This window comes from Curtobacterium sp. MCLR17_034, from assembly GCF_003234485.1.
Lineage (GTDB): Bacteria > Actinomycetota > Actinomycetes > Actinomycetales > Microbacteriaceae > Curtobacterium > Curtobacterium flaccumfaciens.
This window is the reverse complement of record NZ_QKTH01000016.1, coordinates 80708-97109: the sequence shown is the minus strand read 5'-3', so window position 1 is coordinate 97109 and position 16402 is coordinate 80708. Positions and strand designations below refer to the sequence as shown.

Annotated in this window: 17 protein-coding genes and 1 tRNA gene; 11 read left to right on the top strand and 7 right to left on the bottom strand. The window is 72.6% G+C overall.

Annotation, left to right across the window (positions count from 1 at the left end; translation table 11 throughout):
- The first annotated feature begins 96 nt into the window (after positions 1 to 96).
- Both DEI98_RS14805 and DEI98_RS14800 read left to right on the top strand, forming a co-directional pair.
- Positions 97 to 510, top strand: coding sequence for a MerR family transcriptional regulator (locus DEI98_RS14805; RefSeq protein WP_111046070.1), 414 nt, complete (start codon positions 97 to 99; stop codon positions 508 to 510).
- Positions 507 to 1889: a hypothetical protein gene (locus DEI98_RS14800; protein ID WP_111101152.1), complete on the top strand. Its 1383-nt coding sequence runs from the start codon at positions 507 to 509 to the stop codon at positions 1887 to 1889. Before DEI98_RS14805 ends, DEI98_RS14800 begins: the two co-directional genes overlap by 4 nt.
- Before the next feature lie 20 nt (positions 1890 to 1909).
- On the opposite strand, the gene DEI98_RS14795 is transcribed toward DEI98_RS14800, so the two are convergent.
- Positions 1910 to 2116: a hypothetical protein gene (locus tag DEI98_RS14795; RefSeq protein WP_027465565.1), complete on the bottom strand. Its 207-nt coding sequence runs from the start codon at positions 2114 to 2116 to the stop codon at positions 1910 to 1912.
- A gap of 133 nt (positions 2117 to 2249) precedes the next feature.
- Between DEI98_RS14795 and DEI98_RS14790 the strand changes: the two genes are divergently transcribed.
- Positions 2250 to 2321 (top strand) — tRNA-Gly (locus DEI98_RS14790).
- Between the two features lie 283 nt (positions 2322 to 2604).
- On the opposite strand, the gene DEI98_RS14785 is transcribed toward DEI98_RS14790, so the two are convergent.
- Genes DEI98_RS14785 through DEI98_RS14775 form a run of 3 tightly spaced genes read right to left on the bottom strand, consistent with a single transcriptional unit; the run spans position 2605 to position 4255 of the window.
- Entirely contained in the window at positions 2605 to 2874 is a 270-nt protein-coding gene (locus tag DEI98_RS14785) for a DUF6510 family protein (RefSeq protein WP_111101151.1), read from the bottom strand.
- Entirely contained in the window at positions 2874 to 3665 is a 792-nt protein-coding gene (locus DEI98_RS14780; RefSeq protein WP_111101150.1) for a ferredoxin reductase, read from the bottom strand. Before DEI98_RS14780 ends, DEI98_RS14785 begins: the two co-directional genes overlap by 1 nt.
- Positions 3662 to 4255, bottom strand: coding sequence for a molybdopterin-dependent oxidoreductase (locus DEI98_RS14775; protein WP_111022879.1), 594 nt, complete (start codon positions 4253 to 4255; stop codon positions 3662 to 3664). Before DEI98_RS14775 ends, DEI98_RS14780 begins: the two co-directional genes overlap by 4 nt.
- Positions 4256 to 4490: 235 nt before the next feature.
- Here DEI98_RS14775 and DEI98_RS14770 point away from each other — a divergent pair, with 235 nt between their 5' ends.
- Genes DEI98_RS14770 through DEI98_RS14735 form a run of 8 tightly spaced genes read left to right on the top strand, consistent with a single transcriptional unit; the run spans position 4491 to position 13617 of the window.
- Positions 4491 to 6092, top strand: a complete 1602-nt coding sequence (locus tag DEI98_RS14770; RefSeq protein WP_111101149.1) for an ABC transporter substrate-binding protein — start codon at positions 4491 to 4493, stop codon at positions 6090 to 6092.
- Positions 6089 to 7117 carry an ABC transporter permease gene (locus tag DEI98_RS14765; protein WP_111022881.1) on the top strand — a complete coding sequence of 343 codons (1029 nt, stop codon included), beginning with the start codon at positions 6089 to 6091 and terminating at the stop codon, positions 7115 to 7117. Before DEI98_RS14770 ends, DEI98_RS14765 begins: the two co-directional genes overlap by 4 nt.
- Positions 7114 to 8001 (top strand): ABC transporter permease, encoded by an 888-nt coding sequence (locus DEI98_RS14760; RefSeq protein ID WP_071244656.1) that lies wholly within the window; start codon positions 7114 to 7116, stop codon positions 7999 to 8001. The genes DEI98_RS14765 and DEI98_RS14760 overlap by 4 nt, the downstream gene beginning before the upstream one ends.
- Positions 7998 to 9845, top strand: a complete 1848-nt coding sequence (locus DEI98_RS14755; RefSeq protein WP_111101148.1) for an ABC transporter ATP-binding protein — start codon at positions 7998 to 8000, stop codon at positions 9843 to 9845. Before DEI98_RS14760 ends, DEI98_RS14755 begins: the two co-directional genes overlap by 4 nt.
- Positions 9842 to 11938 (top strand): CocE/NonD family hydrolase, encoded by a 2097-nt coding sequence (locus tag DEI98_RS14750; RefSeq protein WP_111101147.1) that lies wholly within the window; start codon positions 9842 to 9844, stop codon positions 11936 to 11938. Before DEI98_RS14755 ends, DEI98_RS14750 begins: the two co-directional genes overlap by 4 nt.
- Complete coding sequence (locus DEI98_RS14745) at positions 11935 to 12609, top strand: TetR/AcrR family transcriptional regulator (RefSeq protein ID WP_071403870.1); 675 nt, start codon at positions 11935 to 11937, stop codon at positions 12607 to 12609. Before DEI98_RS14750 ends, DEI98_RS14745 begins: the two co-directional genes overlap by 4 nt.
- 29 nt (positions 12610 to 12638) lie before the next feature.
- The gene (locus tag DEI98_RS14740) at positions 12639 to 13061 is read left to right on the top strand and encodes an SIP domain-containing protein (RefSeq protein ID WP_071244660.1); all 423 of its coding nucleotides are present in this window, start codon (positions 12639 to 12641) and stop codon (positions 13059 to 13061) included.
- A gap of 52 nt (positions 13062 to 13113) precedes the next feature.
- Complete coding sequence (locus DEI98_RS14735; RefSeq protein WP_071244661.1) at positions 13114 to 13617, top strand: Dps family protein; 504 nt, start codon at positions 13114 to 13116, stop codon at positions 13615 to 13617.
- A gap of 86 nt (positions 13618 to 13703) precedes the next feature.
- Here DEI98_RS14735 and DEI98_RS14730 read toward each other — a convergent pair whose 3' ends face one another.
- The 3 genes from DEI98_RS14730 to DEI98_RS14720 are packed head-to-tail and all read right to left on the bottom strand — an operon-like array spanning position 13704 to position 16368.
- The gene (locus tag DEI98_RS14730) at positions 13704 to 14366 is read right to left on the bottom strand and encodes a response regulator transcription factor (RefSeq protein WP_111101146.1); all 663 of its coding nucleotides are present in this window, start codon (positions 14364 to 14366) and stop codon (positions 13704 to 13706) included.
- Positions 14363 to 15610, bottom strand: a complete 1248-nt coding sequence (locus DEI98_RS14725; RefSeq protein WP_181438053.1) for a sensor histidine kinase — start codon at positions 15608 to 15610, stop codon at positions 14363 to 14365. Before DEI98_RS14725 ends, DEI98_RS14730 begins: the two co-directional genes overlap by 4 nt.
- Positions 15607 to 16368 carry a DedA family protein gene (locus DEI98_RS14720; protein ID WP_258370883.1) on the bottom strand — a complete coding sequence of 254 codons (762 nt, stop codon included), beginning with the start codon at positions 16366 to 16368 and terminating at the stop codon, positions 15607 to 15609. The genes DEI98_RS14725 and DEI98_RS14720 overlap by 4 nt, the downstream gene beginning before the upstream one ends.
- Between the last annotated feature and the right edge of the window lie 34 nt (positions 16369 to 16402).

Below are 16402 nucleotides of genomic sequence, written 5' to 3'. Positions count from 1 at the left end.
GGTGGACGGGGACGGGGAGGGGGGCTCGGCGTGGCAGCATGGTCGCACGCTAGGACCTCAGGTCGACCTGAGGTCAAGAGGAACGAACGGGGCGCGGTGCGGATCGGTGCAGCAGCTCGGCGGGTCGGCGTCGAGGTCCACGTGCTGCGGCACTGGCACGACACGGGGGTCGTCGTCCCCGATCGAGCGCCGTCGGGTCACCGGGAGTACTCCGAGGAAGACGTCCGTCGCCTGCAGGTCGTCCGGGCCTGCCAGGGCGTCGGCATGAGCCTGGCGGAGATCCGGCTGGTGCTCCGACGGAGTGCACCCGACCGGTCCGGCGTGATCACCGAGCGTCTCCGTCAGATCCGGGCGCAGCGTGACCAGTTGGCCGACGCCGAGCGGTTCCTCGAGCACGTGATCGACTGCACCCACGACCTGCTGACGCGGTGCCCGTCGTGCTCCGCCTACGCCTCCTCGGGCACGCGGCTCCGGTCGGGGCCCTCCGCACCGGTACCGTTGCGTCCGTGAACGACGACCCCGATGCCGCCATCGCCCAGCACGTCCACGACGCCTGGGACGGTTCCCTGCGCCTGGTGCACATCACGATCTCGGACGAGGACGGTGACGCCTACCCCGGGCAGGACGTCGACCGGTGGGTGATCGACGTCCGCGTCCCGATCACCGACGACGACGAGACCGAGGCGGTCTCCGTCGCCGAGGTCACCGCCTTCACGAGCCGTGCACCGGAGTCGCTCGAGGCCCTGGTGCTCGGCTACCAGGTCTCCGACGTCGCGGGGTCCTTCGCGTCCGCCGTCGCCGCGCAGGACGCGACGGGGGAGACGTTCTTCTCGCTGCAGACCCACGCCGCCGAGATGCTCGGCAAGCCCGACCTGCTCGCGGTCGACCGGCTCACGGTCCGTCCCGCGTACCGGGGGCTGCCCGGACTGGTGCCGGCGATCGTCGACGCCGTCCGCCACGGACCGGCCGGTCGCACCGCATCGTGGGTGCTCACGGACCCGACGGTGTGGGACGTGCCGTTCGGCGAGGACGACCGGTCTGCCGGGGCGTTCGTGCAGTGGGCCGACACCGCGGTGCTCACCTCGATGAACGCCGCGCCGGACGACCTGGAACACCTGTCGCTCGCGCCGCCGGCCGGTGGCATCGTGATGGGGTCCCGGGCGGACGAGGTGCACCTCGGCGACGCGATCGACCACGCGATGACGCAACCCGCGATCGCGGTGCCGTTCGACCTGCCGCCGAAGCTCCCCGCCAGCATCTGGGCCGCCGCGCCCGAGGACGTCCACGGCGTGCACCCGGACGAGGCCACCGGGTCGATCACGGTGGAGACGCACGACGAACAGCTCGAGGTCGTCGGTTCGCCCGGCACCGCACCGCAGCTCGTGGGGATCTCGGCCTCGGCCGACGCCGCGACCCAGGAGTGGCTGCGCACCGTCCACCAGCGTTGGTGGCAGTACGAGCCGGACCTGCACGCCCGCATCCACGACGTCGTCGACGAGTACCTGTCCACCGGACACATCGAGTCGGCGTCGGACGAGCTCGCTGGGCACCTGCACGCACCCGACCTGCCGCCGTACCGGACGGAGTGGCCGGGCACCGGTACCGTCGTGCTCGAGGAACTCGGCGAGGACACCGAGCCCATCGTCTTCGACGCCGTGCTCGAGGACGGCACCCGGCACGAGCACATCGGCGTGGTCGTCGTGCACGAGTCCGGACACGTCCGCGCGTTCCTGCACGACGAGTGGGAGCCCGGGTTCCCGGCCGCCGAGGCCGCGGTCGCGCACCTCATCAGCCTGGGTGCCGGCGAGTTCTTCGCGGACGCCCTGCACGACGAGCTGTCAGCGGGTGTCGAGCACGCGATCCTGACGGGCGACGTCCGCGGTCACTGACCGGGCCGCCCTGGGTCGGTTCAGACCGGGCGGTAGATCGCGATCGGCGGGGTGTCGTCGTCGCCCGCGTCGTGGGCGTCGCCCGTCGCGAGCCAGGTGCGGCCCTCGTGCTCGATCGTGGTCGGCAGGTCGCCGTGCACCAGGATCCGGATCGCGGGGGCGTCGCCGTCGACCAGGTCGACGCCGTGGGCCTCGGTCCCGCCGGGATTGTCGTGCACGTAGCTCATGGTCCGATCGAACTCCGTCGACCTGACGGACGGCCCGCGCCGCGCCGGACACGCCCGGAACCTTCACCGGAACCAGTGATGCCGCCCTTCTTCGGGTAGAGTCATCTCCGCACGGCCAGGACGGCGTGTGAATGCGGATGTGGCGCAGTGGTAGCGCATCACCTTGCCAAGGTGAGGGTCGCGAGTTCGAATCTCGTCATCCGCTCAGAACAGGAAGACCGGAACCCCCGTCGCTCGGAAGAGCGGCGGGGGTTCCGTCGTTGGGGGCGTCGCGGCACCGAAGGCGTGGGGGCCCGGCGGGCGCAGGCTTCGGGTTCCCGCGCCCACCGGGCGCGGAGGCGACCATGCCCCCACTGGTACGCGCCGGGTGGGTGGCCCGGCGCAGTTCCGAGGATGTATCCGGAGCCGTCCCCCGTTCGGGTGGGAACCGGATCCACGGTTGCGGGAACCCGCAAGAAACCCGCACGACCCGCCGCTCGAGCCTTGTGCTACTCGATGCCGTCCGGTATCGGCGCCGACATCGTGCGGGCGCCGGGCAACCCCACCCACCGTCGGGCCCCGGACTCGACGACCGTGACGAGCACCGTGTCGCACCCGCGGCAGCGCGCCACCGACCCCATCGCGGTGCGGTAGACGGTGGTCTGCCCGAGCACCCCGAGCGACCCGCACCCGGCGCAGCGCAGGGCGACCACGGTCGGCTCGGGTCCCAGACTGTCGGCCAGTGTCCCCGCCAGCGCGTTGCCGTCCACGACGACCATCAGTTGCCCCCGAACCGTTCGGCGCGCACGTCGCTGGTGTCGTGTCCGAGCTCGGTGAGCCAGCGCAGCACCTGCTCGACGAACGGCGTCGACCCGCACACGTAGACCAGGGCGCCCGCGTCCGGCGGGAACACCGCGGCAGCGAGCGTGTCCCGCGTCAGCCGTCCGGCCGGCACGGTCGAGCCTGGAGGCGCGGTGCGGCTGTACACGTGGGTCACCTCGAGCGGTGCCCGGCTCGCGAGCGCCTGGTCGAGTTCCGCACGGAAGAAGACGTCGTCCGGTGTGCGGACGGCCGCGAGGAGCCGGAAGGGCGTCGGGTCGTCCGCCTCGGCGTGCGCGGTCACCATCGCGACGAGCGGCACGATGCCGGAGCCGCCGGCGATGAGCTGCACCGGCCGGGTGGACTCGCCCGGCCGCCAGACGAACCAGCCGCCCAGGGGGCCGTGGACCTCGAGTGCATCGCCGACCTCGACGGCGTCGACGAGGAACGGGGAGACCTCGCCGCCGTCCACCCGGTCGACCGCGAGGACGACGTCGGTCGCGGGGCCAGCTGACGCGATCGAGTACGAGCGCTGTGCCTGGTAGCCGTCCTCGGCGGTCAGCCGCAGGTCCAGGTGCTGCCCGGGGTCGTTGCCCGGCCAGGTCGGGACGTCGAGGACGATCCGGCGCGCGTTCGTCGTCTCGCGGCCGACGGACGCGACGGTGGCGGCGTACCAGGCCGGCCGCCTGCGGGTGGCGGGACGAGCGACGGGGGTGATCCGTGCCTCCAGGCCGGTGTCGGGGAGCGTCACCAGTACCGCTCTTCCTTCCACGGGTCGCCGTGCAGGTTGTAGCCCGCGTTCTCCCAGAAGCCGGGCTCGTCGTCGGACTGCATGACGATGCCGCGCACCCACTTGGCGCTCTTCCAGAAGTACAGGTGGGGGACCAGCAGGCGGGCGGGCCCACCGTGCTCGGGCGTCAGGGGCTCGCCGTCGGCCTCGAACGCGATCCAGGACTTCCCGTCGAGCAGCTCGTCGAGCGGGACGTTGGTCGTGTAGCCGCCGTAGCTGTGCACCATGCAGTAGTCGAGTTCGGTCTCGACGTCCTCGAACAGGCGGTCGAGCGGGACACCCCGCCACGGCATGTCGAGCTTGGTCCAGTGCGTGACGCAGTGGATGTCGACCGTGACGTCCTCGACGCCGAGTGCGTGCACCTCGTCCCAGGTCCACTGGTGCAGGCCGGACTCGGTGCGGATCGAGAAGGCCCAGTCGGTCGGCTCGATGTCGGGCGTCGCCCCGGCGGACAGGACTGGCCAGTCGCGGACCAGGGTCTGACCGGGCGGGATGCGGGTGTCGTCGCGGTCGTCGCGGCGACCGCCGAACCCGCGGGTGAACGTGGCCATGGTCCTCCTCGGGGACGTCGGTGCGTTCCCGATCATGCCGTGTGGCGGGCGGTGCCGTGTAACGGGTTGGTAAACGTTCCACCCGAGGACGGAACGGTCGTGCGCGGCGGCGGATCCGCGCAGGCTCGCCGATCTGGTCGGACGCGGTGGCGACCCACGCGTCAGGAGCGGGCTTGGGGGATCGACGCGGGACCTCTATCGTTCACCGGAACGATTACAGGAGGGGTCACCCCGAATGCAGCCCATCGTCCCCGAACCCCGCAATGCCCACGGTCCGAGCCGTCGGGCGCTCATCACCGGCGCCGCCGGTCTGGCCGGCCTCGGCCTGCTCACGCTCGCCGGATGCAGCTCCGGCGCGTCCGCCGGCACCCCCACGATCCCCGAGGCCGCGGCCACCGGCGTCGCCCGTCGCGGCGGACGCCTGCGCATCGCACGGCCTGCGGCGTCGGCCGCCGAGACCCTCGACTCCGCGAGCTCGCTGTCGGCCTACGAGTACCTCGGCGCGCTGTACAACCGGCTCGTCAAGCTCGACCAGCAGGGCACGCCGGTGCCGGACCTGGCCGAGGAGTGGTCCGCGAACGCCGACGGCACCGAGTGGACCTTCGCGCTCCGCCGGGGCGTGACCTTCCACGACGGGTCCCGGTTCACCGCCGACGACGCCATCGCGAGCATCCGGCACATCCTCGACGAGAAGACCGGCAGCCCGCAGGCCGGGGTGCTCGGCGAGGTCATGGACGCCGACTCGATGCGCGCGGTCGACCCGTACACGCTGCGCTTCTCGCTGACGAAGCCGAACGCCGAGTTCCCGTCGCTGCTCACCGCCTACCAGTGCTACATCGTGCCGGCCGACGCCATCGCCGACATCGGCCGCACCGGGATCGGGACGGGGCCGTTCCGGGTGTCGTCGTTCACCCCTGCCGGTGCCGGCAGCGTCGAGGCGTTCCCGGACCACTTCGCCGGCCGCCCGGCGCTCGACGGCATCGACTTCTACTCGATCCAGGACACCACCGCGCGGGTGAACGCCCTGCTCGCCGGGCAGATCGACCTCATCTCGCAGACCAACCTGGACTTCGCCACCGCCCGGGTGGTCTCGGCGTCCGACCGCGCCACCGTCGCCCGGTCGAAGAACGCCCAGTGGTACACGATCCCGATGCTCGCCACCAGCGACGAGTTCAGCGACCCGCGGGTGCGCCAGGCGATGAAGCTCGCCTACGACCCTCGGAAGATCGTCGACACCGCCCTGCAGGGCACCGGTTCGGCGGGTTGGGACAACCCCGTGCCGCCGCAGCTCGCCGCGTTCGTCGACGACCACCGCGAGTACGACCCGGACAAGGCCCGGGCGCTGCTCAAGCAGGCCGGGCACGAGGACTTCCGCGCCGCGATCTACACGTCGAGCTACGAGTCGGTGTTCACCCCGATGGCCGTCGCCTACCGCGACGCCGTCGCCGACGCGGGGATCCGTCTGACCGTCCGCAACGCGAGTTCGGACTCGTACTACACGCAGATCTGGATGCAGAAGCCGCTCATGGTGAGCTACTGGTTCACGGGGCGGCCGATCGACCAGCTGCTCAACCAGATCTTCCGCTCGGGGTCGTCGTACAACGAGAGCGCCTGGTCGAACGAGACCTTCGACGGGCTGCTCGATGACGCCCGCGCCGAGATGGACGACGCCAAGCGACTCAGCCTGTACCAGGACGCCCAGCGACTCGTCGTCGAGGACGGTGCCGACATGACGCCGATGTTCGGCGACCGGCTCGTGGGGTTGTCCCGCGACGTCGTGAACTACTCGGAGTACGGCTTCGAGTTCGACTACCTGCGGATCGGACTGCGCCGATGACGACCACGAACACACCGTCGGACGTCCTCGTCCCCGTCCTCCGCCGCGTCGGCATCGCCGTGCTGACCGTGGTGCTCGCCTCGCTCTTCGTGTTCCTCGCGGTGCAGGCACTCCCCGGTGACGTCGCCCAGCAGCTGCTCGGGCAGAACGCCACCCCCGACGCCGTCAAGCAACTGCGCGAGACCCTCGGCCTCGACCAGAACGTCTGGCTCCGCTACCTGCAGTGGCTCGGCGGCGCCGTGCACGGCGACTTCGGCACCTCGCTCGTCAGCGGCGAACCGGTCGCCCCGACGCTGTTCACGGCCTTCCGGAACAGCATGCTCATCGCCGTGCCCGCGATGCTCGTCGGCGTCACGGTGTCCCTGACGCTCGGTGTCGTCGCCGGTGTCCGCCGCGGCCGTCCGAGCGACAAGGTCATCTCGATCGTCAGCCTGGTCGTGATGAGCGTGCCGGAGTTCATGGTCGCCACCGTCCTGGTGCTGCTGTTCGCGATCGGCCTGCCCGTGTTCCCCGCCGTCGTGCTGCGGGGGAGCGACGCCACCGTCGCCGAGCTGCTGCCCACCATCTGGCTGCCGATCATCGTGCTGACGCTCGCGATGGCCGCCTACATCGTGCGGACGGCCCGCTCGTCGACCATCGACGTGATGGCGTCGGAGTTCGTCACGACGGCCGAGCTCAAGGGCCTGACGATGCGCCGGGTGGTGTGGAAGCACGCGGTGCCGAGCGCCCTGCTGCCGACGCTGAACGTCGTCGCGCTCAACGTCGCGTGGCTGCTCGGCGGCGTCGTGGTGGTCGAGAACGTCTTCAACTACCCGGGCATGGGCAAGCTCATGCTCGAGTCGGTGTTCAACCGCGACCTGCCCACCATCGAGGCCATCGCCCTGCTGAGCGCCCTGATCTACGTCGTGTGCAACCTGGCCGCCGACCTCGTCGCGCTCGCACTCGACCCGAAGCTCCGGACCCGCCAGCGACGACCGCGCACGCGCACCCGCAGCGCCCGCAGCACCAGGAAGGCCGCCGCATGACCGCCACCGCACCCCGCCGCCGCGTCGGACGCGACGTGCTCGCCGGCGCGCTCGCACCCCTGCGCGGATCGACGGCGCTGAGCATCGGCCTCGGCCTCATCGCCCTGCACGTCGTCCTCGCCCTGCTCGCGCCGGTCATCGCCGGGCACGACCCGGTCGCCACGAACGCCGGCGACGTGCTCGCCGGTCCGACGTGGACGCACTGGCTCGGCACCGACCAGTACGGGCGTGACGTGCTGTCCCGCACGCTGAACGGCGGCCGGTACGCGCTGTCCGTGACCTTCCTCGCCACCACGATCGCCGTCGCGGTCGGCACGGTGCTCGGCTGCGTCACGGCCTACGCCGACAACTGGTTCGACGAGGTCGTCATGCGCGTCGTCGACGCCCTGCTCAGCGTGCCGTCGATCCTCGCGCTCCTGGTCGTCGTGACGGTCTTCGACGCCGGCCTCTGGGTCATCGTCCTCGCCGTCACCGTCGTCTACGCCCCCGCGGTGACCCGGGTCGTCCGTGGCGCCGCCCGCACCGTGATCACCCAGGACTACGTCACCGCTGCCCGCGCCCGGGGCGAGCGGCCGCTGTCGATCGTGTTCCGCGAGATCCTGCCGAACGTGCTCGACGTCGTGCTCGTCGAGTACGCGATGCGGGCCTCGTGGATCGTGCTGCTCGTCGCGTCGCTGTCCTTCCTGGGCTTCGGCGCGAACCCACCGACCCCGGACTGGGGCCTGATGGTGCAGGAGAACCGCACCGCGCTCACCGTGGTGCCGCTCGGCACCCTCGCCCCGATCGTGGCCCTCGCCACGCTGGTGATCGGACTGAACCTCGCGGCCGACGGCCTGAGCAAGTCGCTCGGCGTCGACCGCGCCAAGCAGGGAGTCAGCGCATGACCCGCACCGACACCGGCACGACGTCCGCCGCGACGGCGACCGTGCCCGACGCGATCGTCCGCGTGGACGACCTGTCCATCTCGTACGCCGCCGGCAAACGGCGCGTCCCCGTCGTCCGGGGCGTGTCGTTCGCGATCGAGGCCGGTCGCACCCTCGGCCTGGTCGGCGAGTCCGGCAGCGGCAAGTCGACCGTCGCGCGAACGCTCCTCGCACACCTGCGCGCCGGGTCGGCGATCGACGGCGGGACGGTCCGCGTCGACGGCGCCGACGTGTTCGCCCTGTCGCCGGCCGGCCGCCGGGCGCTCCGCGGCGGCACCGCCTCGGTCGTCGCCCAGAACGCCGGACAGGCGCTCACCCCGTCGATGCGCGTCGGCGAGCAGATCCGCGAGGCCCTCCGCGCCCACGGCGAGCCCGACGGCCCCGAACGCGTCGCCGAGCTGGTCCGGCTGGTCCGGCTGCCGGACCCCGACGGGATCGTCCGCCGGTACCCGCACCAGTTGTCCGGCGGGCAGCAGCAGCGCATCGCCATCGCGATGGCCGTCGCCGCCCGACCGCGCGTGCTCGTCCTCGACGAACCGACCACCGCCCTCGACGTGGTCACGCAGGCCGCGGTCCTCGACCTGGTCGCCGACCTCGGTCGGCAGCTCGGCATGGCCGTCCTGCTCGTCAGCCACGACCTCGGGGTGGTGTCCGCCATGGCGGACGAGATCGCCGTGATGCGCGACGGCGAGGTCGTCGAGCACGCCGCCACCACGGCGCTCTTCGCCGCACCGCAGCACGAGTACACGCGCGCCCTGCTGGCCGCGGTGCCGGACGGGCGACGGCCTGGGCCCACGTCGCCGGTTCCGGATCGACGCGCCAGCGGCGAGTCGGCCGTGCCGATGGGGAGAGGGACGGGCCACGTGCCCGACGACGCGACCGCCCCCGGGACGGTCGGCTCCACGGCCACCGGCACCGTGCCTCCCGGAAGTCCCGCCCGCCCCGTGGTGACCGCGGACGACCTGGTGATCCGCTACGGCCGCGGCCTGCCGGCCGCCGTCGACGGCGTCTCGTTCACGATCGCCGCGCACGAGACGCTCGCCGTCGTCGGCGAGTCCGGCAGCGGCAAGTCGACGCTCGCGACGGCGCTGGCCGGACTGGTCCCGGCTGAGTCGGGGACGTTCACGTACGACGACGGCGCGACGAGCGGCGACCTGCGCGAGCCGATCGCCGGTCGCGCGCCCGCCCTGCGGCGTGCCGTGCAGCTCGTGTTCCAGAACGCGGACACGTCGCTCAACCCGCGGCGCACCGTGGGCGCAGCCGTCGCGCGGCCGCTCCGGTTGTTCAGCGGCTCGTCCTCGCGCGATCGCGTCGGGGCACTGCTCAGCCAGGTCGGGCTCGGGCCGGAGTTCGCCGACCGGCTGCCCGCGCAGCTGTCCGGTGGGCAGCGACAGCGCGTCGGGATCGCGCGCGCACTCGCGGCCGAGCCGTCGCTCGTGATCGCCGACGAGATCACCACCGCGCTCGACGTGCAGGTGCAGGCGGGGATTCTCGCGCTGCTGGCCGACCTGCAGCGCGAGCGCGGCCTCGCCTGCCTGTTCATCAGCCACGACCTCGCGGTGGTGCGGGGTGTCGCGGACCGGGTCGCGGTGATGACCGGTGGGCGGATCGTCGAGATCGGACCGACCGAGCGGGTGTTCACCGGCCCGAACCACCCGTACACGTCGACGCTGCTCGCGGCGACGCTCGAACCCGGCAGCACGACCCTGCCCGACGTCGGTGACGGGGTGCCGCGCTGGCGGCACGCCGACGGCTGGACCGACCACGGCGACGGACACCGCACCCGCAACTGGGAGGACGCATGACCACCGACGACGGCACCGCCCACGGCACCGCCGCCACCACCTTCACCGCCATCGGCGACCCTGGCTCGCTGCCCGCGGGCGTGACGGTCCGCGACGAGTGGATCCCGATGCCCGACGGTGTCCGGCTGCACGCCCGGATCTGGGCGCCGTCGCAGTCGCCGACGCAGTCGGGTGCGCCCAGCGACCCGACGCCGGTGCTGCTCGAGTACCTGCCGTACCGGCTCGACGACTGGACCGCACCGCGCGACTCGGAGCGGCACCCCTGGTACGCCCAGCACGGGTACGCCTCGGTGCGGGTCGACATCCGCGGCACCGGGTCGTCCGACGGGTTCTTCGACGACGAGTACAGCGAGCAGGAGCTGCTCGACGGCGAAGCCGTGATCGCCTGGCTCGCCGAGCAGCCGTGGTCGACCGGTGCCGTCGGCATGTTCGGCATCTCGTGGGGCGGCTTCAACGCGCTGCAGCTCGCGGCCCGGGCACCCGCCGCGCTCAAGGCCATCGTGACGGTCTGCTCGACGGACGACCGGTACGACAACGACGTGCACTACGTCGGCGGCGCCGTGCTCGGCATCGACATGGCGGCCTGGGGCGCGACGATGTTCGCCTTCAACTCGCGGCCGCCACGGCCCGAGGTCGTCGGTGCCGGGTGGATCGACCGGTGGGGGGAACGCCTCGAGGCGAACCGCCCGATGACGCCGGTGTGGCTCGCGCACCAGGAGCGCGACGACTACTGGCGGCACGGCAGCGCGGCCGAGGACTACGACGGCATCCGCGCCGCGGTGCTCGCGGTCGGCGGGTGGGCGGACCCCTACCGGGACGCCGTGCTCCGGCTCGTCGACCACGTCAGCGCCCCCGTGAAGGGCATCGTCGGCCCGTGGTCGCACCAGTACCCGGACCGTGGACTCGCGCCGGGGCCGTCGATCGGGTTCCTGCAGGAGACCCTGCGGTGGTGGGACCGCTGGCTGCGCGGGGTCGACACCGGCGTCGAGGACGACCCCGCACTGCGGGCCTGGATCAACGAGGGCGAAGCCCCCGCGCCCTACTACGCCGGCCGCCGCGGTCGCTGGATCGGTGCCGAGGCGTGGCCCTCCGCCGCGACCCACGAGCGTGTCCTGCCCCTCGCCGCCCTGCGCGGCGGTGACCTCGGGCCGGTCGTCGTGCGGTCGCCGCAGCACACCGGGGTGGACGCCGGTCGGTTCTTCCCGTTCGGCAACGCCACCGACCTGCCGACGGACCAGCGCGCCGAGGACGGCCGGTCGGTCACCTTCGACCTGCCCGTCGGCAAGGCGTTCGACCTGCTCGGCAACGTGCTCGTTCGGCTGTCCGTCACGAGCGACCAGCCCCGGGCCACCCTGACCGTGCGGCTCTGCGACGTCGCACCGGACGGCTCGTCGACGCTCGTCACGCGCGGGGTGCTGAACGCCGCGAAGCGCGACGGGATGGACCGCGACGACGTGCTCGTGCCCGGGACACCCGCCGACCTGCCCGTGCGCCTGGTCTCGACCGGACACCGGTTCGCCGCCGGACACCGGCTGCGCATCGCGGTCTCCTCGTCGTACTGGCCGTGGGTGTGGCCGCACGGCGTCGAGGCCACCGTGATGATCGACCCGACCACCTCGAGCGTCACCCTGCCCACCTGGACCCGGGAGACCGACGACGGGGTGGCCTTCGCCGAGCCCGAACGGTCCGAGCCCCTCGTGATCGAGCGCGTCGCGCCGGCCGACCCGCTGCCGCAGCGCACGGTGACGCACGACGTCGAGACGGGGGAGTGGACGCTCGACGTCGATCCCGGGTACGGCGGCGGACGCGTCTACCCGGACGGCCTCGTGTTCACCGAGGACGCCCGCGAGACGTACCGGATCCGCTCCGACGACCCGACCAGCGCACGGGCGAGTTCCCGCTGGGCGATCGGGCTGACGAAGCCGGAGTGGGCCGCGCGCCTCGAGACGACGTCCGAGGTCACCGCCGACGCCGACACCTTCCACGTCGTCAACACCGTGCGCGCTTGGGCCCGCGACGGCGGACCCGACGAACCCGAGGTGCTCGTCACCGAGCGGACCTTCGTCGACGACGTCCCGCGGACCTCGGCGTGACCGCGGCGGCACGCGTCCGGCAGCGGCCGGAGGTCCGGCGCGCGATGATCGTCGAGGCCGCCCGCGCGGTGATCGTCCGGAACGGTGTCGGTGCCACCGGACTGCGCGACATCGCGGCCGAGGCCGGCGTCTCCGTCGGCACCGTGACGTACCACTTCGGCAGTGTCGCGGAGATCCTCAACGAGGTCGTGGTGCTCGAGACGGAGCGCTTCTACGGCGCCATCGTCGCGGCCGTCGACGCCGAACCCGACGTGCTCGTGGGGTTGCGGATGCTCGTCGCGCCGCTGTTCGGCGACACCGAGCAGGTCCGGCAGCACTGGCGGATCTGGTCCGACTACTGGACCGCGGTGGTCCGGCGGCCCGAGGTCGCCGCCGAGTACGCCGAACGCATCCGCGTCTGGGAGGCCTGCCTGGTGCGGGTCATCCGGCGCGGGGTGGACGCCGGGGTGTTCGGTGGCACACGCCAGGGCAGCGACGGCGGCGACCCCGTCGACGCCGACACCGTCGCGCTGCAGCTCGCCGCGTACAGCGACGGCGTCGCGACCCAGATCGCCCAGGGCGTGCCCGGCCTGACGAACACGGTCGCCCTGTCCTGGATGTGGCGGTTCCTGTCGCACGAACTCGGTGTGCCCGCTGTGGACATCGCCGGAACCGGTCGTTCCCCCTTGTGATGAGGTAAGGCTTCCCTTACCGTTGCCACATGGCACGGACCCGGCGACAGCCCAGCGAACGCATCCTCATCGCGGGCGGTGCCGAGGACCTCGTCGAGATCCACCGCCAGCTCGAGGAACTCCCCGAGAACGCGTACGGGCAGGTGTTCGTCGAGGTCGCCCTCGACGAGCAGATCCGCATCCTGCCGGCCCCGCCGCGCGTCACCGTGACCTGGCTGGTCCGGAGCGCCCGCAGCTCGGCTGTCGCTCCGCTGGTCTTCGCGGACCACGGCGAAGCGCTGGCACACGCCCTGACCGGGTGGGCCGCCGAGTGGTGCGTGACGGGCTGCGAGCCCCGCACCTCGGTGTGGATCGGGTGCGCGGACAGCCCGTGGATCGAGCGCGCTCGGTCCATGGTGCAGCTCGAGCTCACCGACGCCGGCCAGCAGGTCCAGGTCGAGTACGGCGGGTAAGGGCAGCCTGCTCTTCCTTGCAATGTGCAAAAGACGGGGGCATGGTTGTGCCATGACCACGCAGAGCAGCACCACCACCCCGAGCACCACGTCCCCGTTCTCGACCACGCCGGAGCTCGCAGCCGGGGTCGCCCAGTTCCTCGCCCCCGTCGTCATCGACCTCGAGGCGCTCGTCGTCAACGGCAAGCAGGCCCACTGGCACGTCCGTGGCCGCAACTTCGTCGGTGTGCACGAGCTCCTCGACGAGATCGTCGAGCACGCGCAGGACTACGCGGACAAGGCTGCGGAGCGCATCGTCGCCCTCGGCCTGCCGGTCGACTCGCGCATCGCGACCGTCGCCGCGAACACCACCCTGCCGCCGCTGTCGCAGGGCTTCCAGAACTCCGACGTCACCATCACCGAGGTGATCGCACAGATCGACGCCGCCCTGCTGCAGGTCCGCCGTGCGGTCGACGGCCTCGACGAGGTCGACCTCAACAGCCAGGACGTCGCGATCGAGATCGAGCGCGCGCTGACCAAGGACCGCTGGTTCCTGCAGGCGCACCTCGCCGCCTGAGTCGCGACCACACCTCTGACGGGAGGCCCGGTGCCAGCTGGCACCGGGCCTCCCGTCCGTCTCGGGTCGCGCTCCGGGCCCGCACCTCACGCGGACGGCGTGATCAGCCCGCTCTCGTACGCCAGCACGACGGCGTGCACCCGGTCCCGCAGCTGCAGCTTCGCCAGGACCCGGCCGACGTGGGTCTTCACGGTCTGCTCGGCGATGAACAGCTCCGCCGCGATCTCGCCGTTCGACCGCCCCCGCGCCATCAGCAGGAACACGTCCCGCTCCCGGTCGGTCAGCACGTCGAGCACCTCGGTCCGCGGGGCCGCCGGCTGCGGACCGGCGACGAAGGCCTCGACGAGGTGCCGGGTCACCCTCGGGGCGAGCAGGGAGTCGCCGGCCGCGACGGTCCGCACGGCCTGCACGAGCTCCTCGGCGCTCGCGTCCTTGAGCAGGAACCCGCTCGCCCCGGCATGGAGCGCGTCGAACACGTAGTCGTCGATGTCGAACGTCGTGAGCATCACCACGCGGACGGGCGACTCCGCGGGCGCCGCGGTGATCCGCCGGGTCGCCTCGATCCCGTCGAGCTCCGGCATCCGGACGTCCATCAGGATCACGTCCGGCCGGAGCCGGATCGCCATGGCGACCGCCTCGGCACCGTTCGCGGCCTCGCCGACGACCTCGACGTCGTCCTGGGCCTGGAGGATCGCCCGCAGTCCGACACGGAACATCTGCTGGTCGTCGACCACCATCACCCGCGTCATCGCGTTCCCCCGTCGGCCGTCGGCTGCGACGTGGTCGCGGTGGGCCGGGTGGGCAGACTGACGGCGACGCGGAAGCCGCCGTCCGGGTCCGGTCCGTGGTCGATGGTGCCGCGGAGCGCGGCGACCCGCTCGCGCATGCCCGCCAGACCGAAGCCGCCGTCGTCCGGCGGCGCACCGGGCACGCTGCCGACCGGTGGCGCGGTGTTGGCGACCTCGACCGTGAGGGCCGACCCGTGCCTCCCGACCGTCACCACGGTGGTCGCACCGGGCGCGTGCCGGGCGACGTTGCCGAGTGCCTCCTGCACGACCCGGTACACGGTGAGCTGTGCGAGCCGGTCGACGTCGTCGCGGTCCGGGTCGAGCCCCTCGTCGAGTCGGAGTTCGACGGGGATGCCGGCCGCGCGGGTGGCCTGCACCAGTGCGGGCAGGTCGGCGAGCCGCGGCTGCGGTGCGCGCTCGGCGTCGGCGTCGCCAAGCAGCGTGCCGAGCAGCTGCCGCATCTCCCGCAGGGCGGTGCGCGAGGTCTCGGCGATCGCGGCGAACTCGGTGCGGGCGTCCGGTGGCAGGTCCGCGACGCGGTACGGGGCGGACTCGGCCTGCATGTGCACGACGGACATGCTGTGGGCGACGACGTCGTGGAGCTCACGGGCGATCCGTGAGCGCTCCTCGACCGTCCGACGTCGTGCCTGCTCGAGCTCGGTGTCCCGGCGGGCGGCGGCGAGCTCCTCACGCACGCTCCGGCGCTGCCCGATCACGACCGCAGCGGCGGCCACGACGAGGGTGTCACCGGCGCTCACCACGAAGCTCGTCGCCCAGACGTCGACCTGCCCCCACCGGTCGGGCGTCACGCCGATGAGCAGCAGGGTGAGCAGCGTCGCCGCGACCCAGACCACCGCGGTGAGCCGCCAGGTGGTGCGGACGCCCAGCACGACGAGCAGCACGCTCAGGCCGATGATGCTCGTGACGGAGACCGGCCAGGGCCCGACGGTACCGGGTGCCGTCAGGATCCCGAGGCCGGCGAGGGCGACGAGGTGCGCGACCGACGCCGTGCGGGGGAAGAGCGGTGCGAGGCCGATGCTCGCCGACAGCACCGCGGTCACGAGCAACGCGAGCGGCACGGGGACGCCGTAGAACACCGCGGTCACCGGCGCGGCGACGGCGAACAGGGACACCGCGACGACGACGAAGCCGATCTGCACGGCTGGCCGGACCCAGGTGGGTCGGGGCTTCGGGACGACGGTCACGGGCGGGCGGTCTCTCCGGTTCGGGCGAGGCAGGGTTCGGGGGCGATGGCGATGGCGGTGGCGGGTGTGGCTGTGGTGGCTGCGGCTGCGGCGCGGGCTTCGCGGGCTTCGCGGGATTCGCGGGCTTCGCGGGCTTCGCGGGCTTCGCGGGCTTCGCGGGATTCGCGCCTGCGGCTGATGGTACCGAGCACCCGGTCGACCGCGATCCCGAGCCCGGCGGCGACCACCATCGACACCAGGGCGGCGACGATCGGTTCGTGCAGCACGCTCGACGCGGCCAGGGCGATCCCGATCGACACCGCCGACCACGCCAGCCCTGCGATCGCGCTGATCGCCAGGAACCGGCGGTAGGACAGCCGTGTTGCTCCGGCGGTCATGTTGACCGCGACCCGGCCGACCGGGATGAAGCGCCCGGTGAGGATGAGGCTGGCGGAGCGGCGCTGCATCTGCCGCTCGGCGAACGCGAAGGCCGCCGCGATCCGTGGTCGCTTCGAACGGGCCAGCCGGGCGAACCCGATCCGGCGCCCGATCCAGTACGCGATCGAGTCGCCGGCGATCGCTCCGAGGGCGGCGGCGACGAGCACCACGGCGAGGACGGGCTGTCCGGACGTCGCGGCGATCGCGGCGATCGCGACCAGCGCGGACTCGCTCGGCACCGGTGGGAAGAAGCCGTCCACCAGGCACAGGGCGAAGAGGACGACGTAGACGAGCGGACTCGCGGCCAGCTCGACGACGAGCGGGGTGATCTGGTCGAACACGGGGTGCTCCCTCCCGCCGACGGAACTCGCCGAC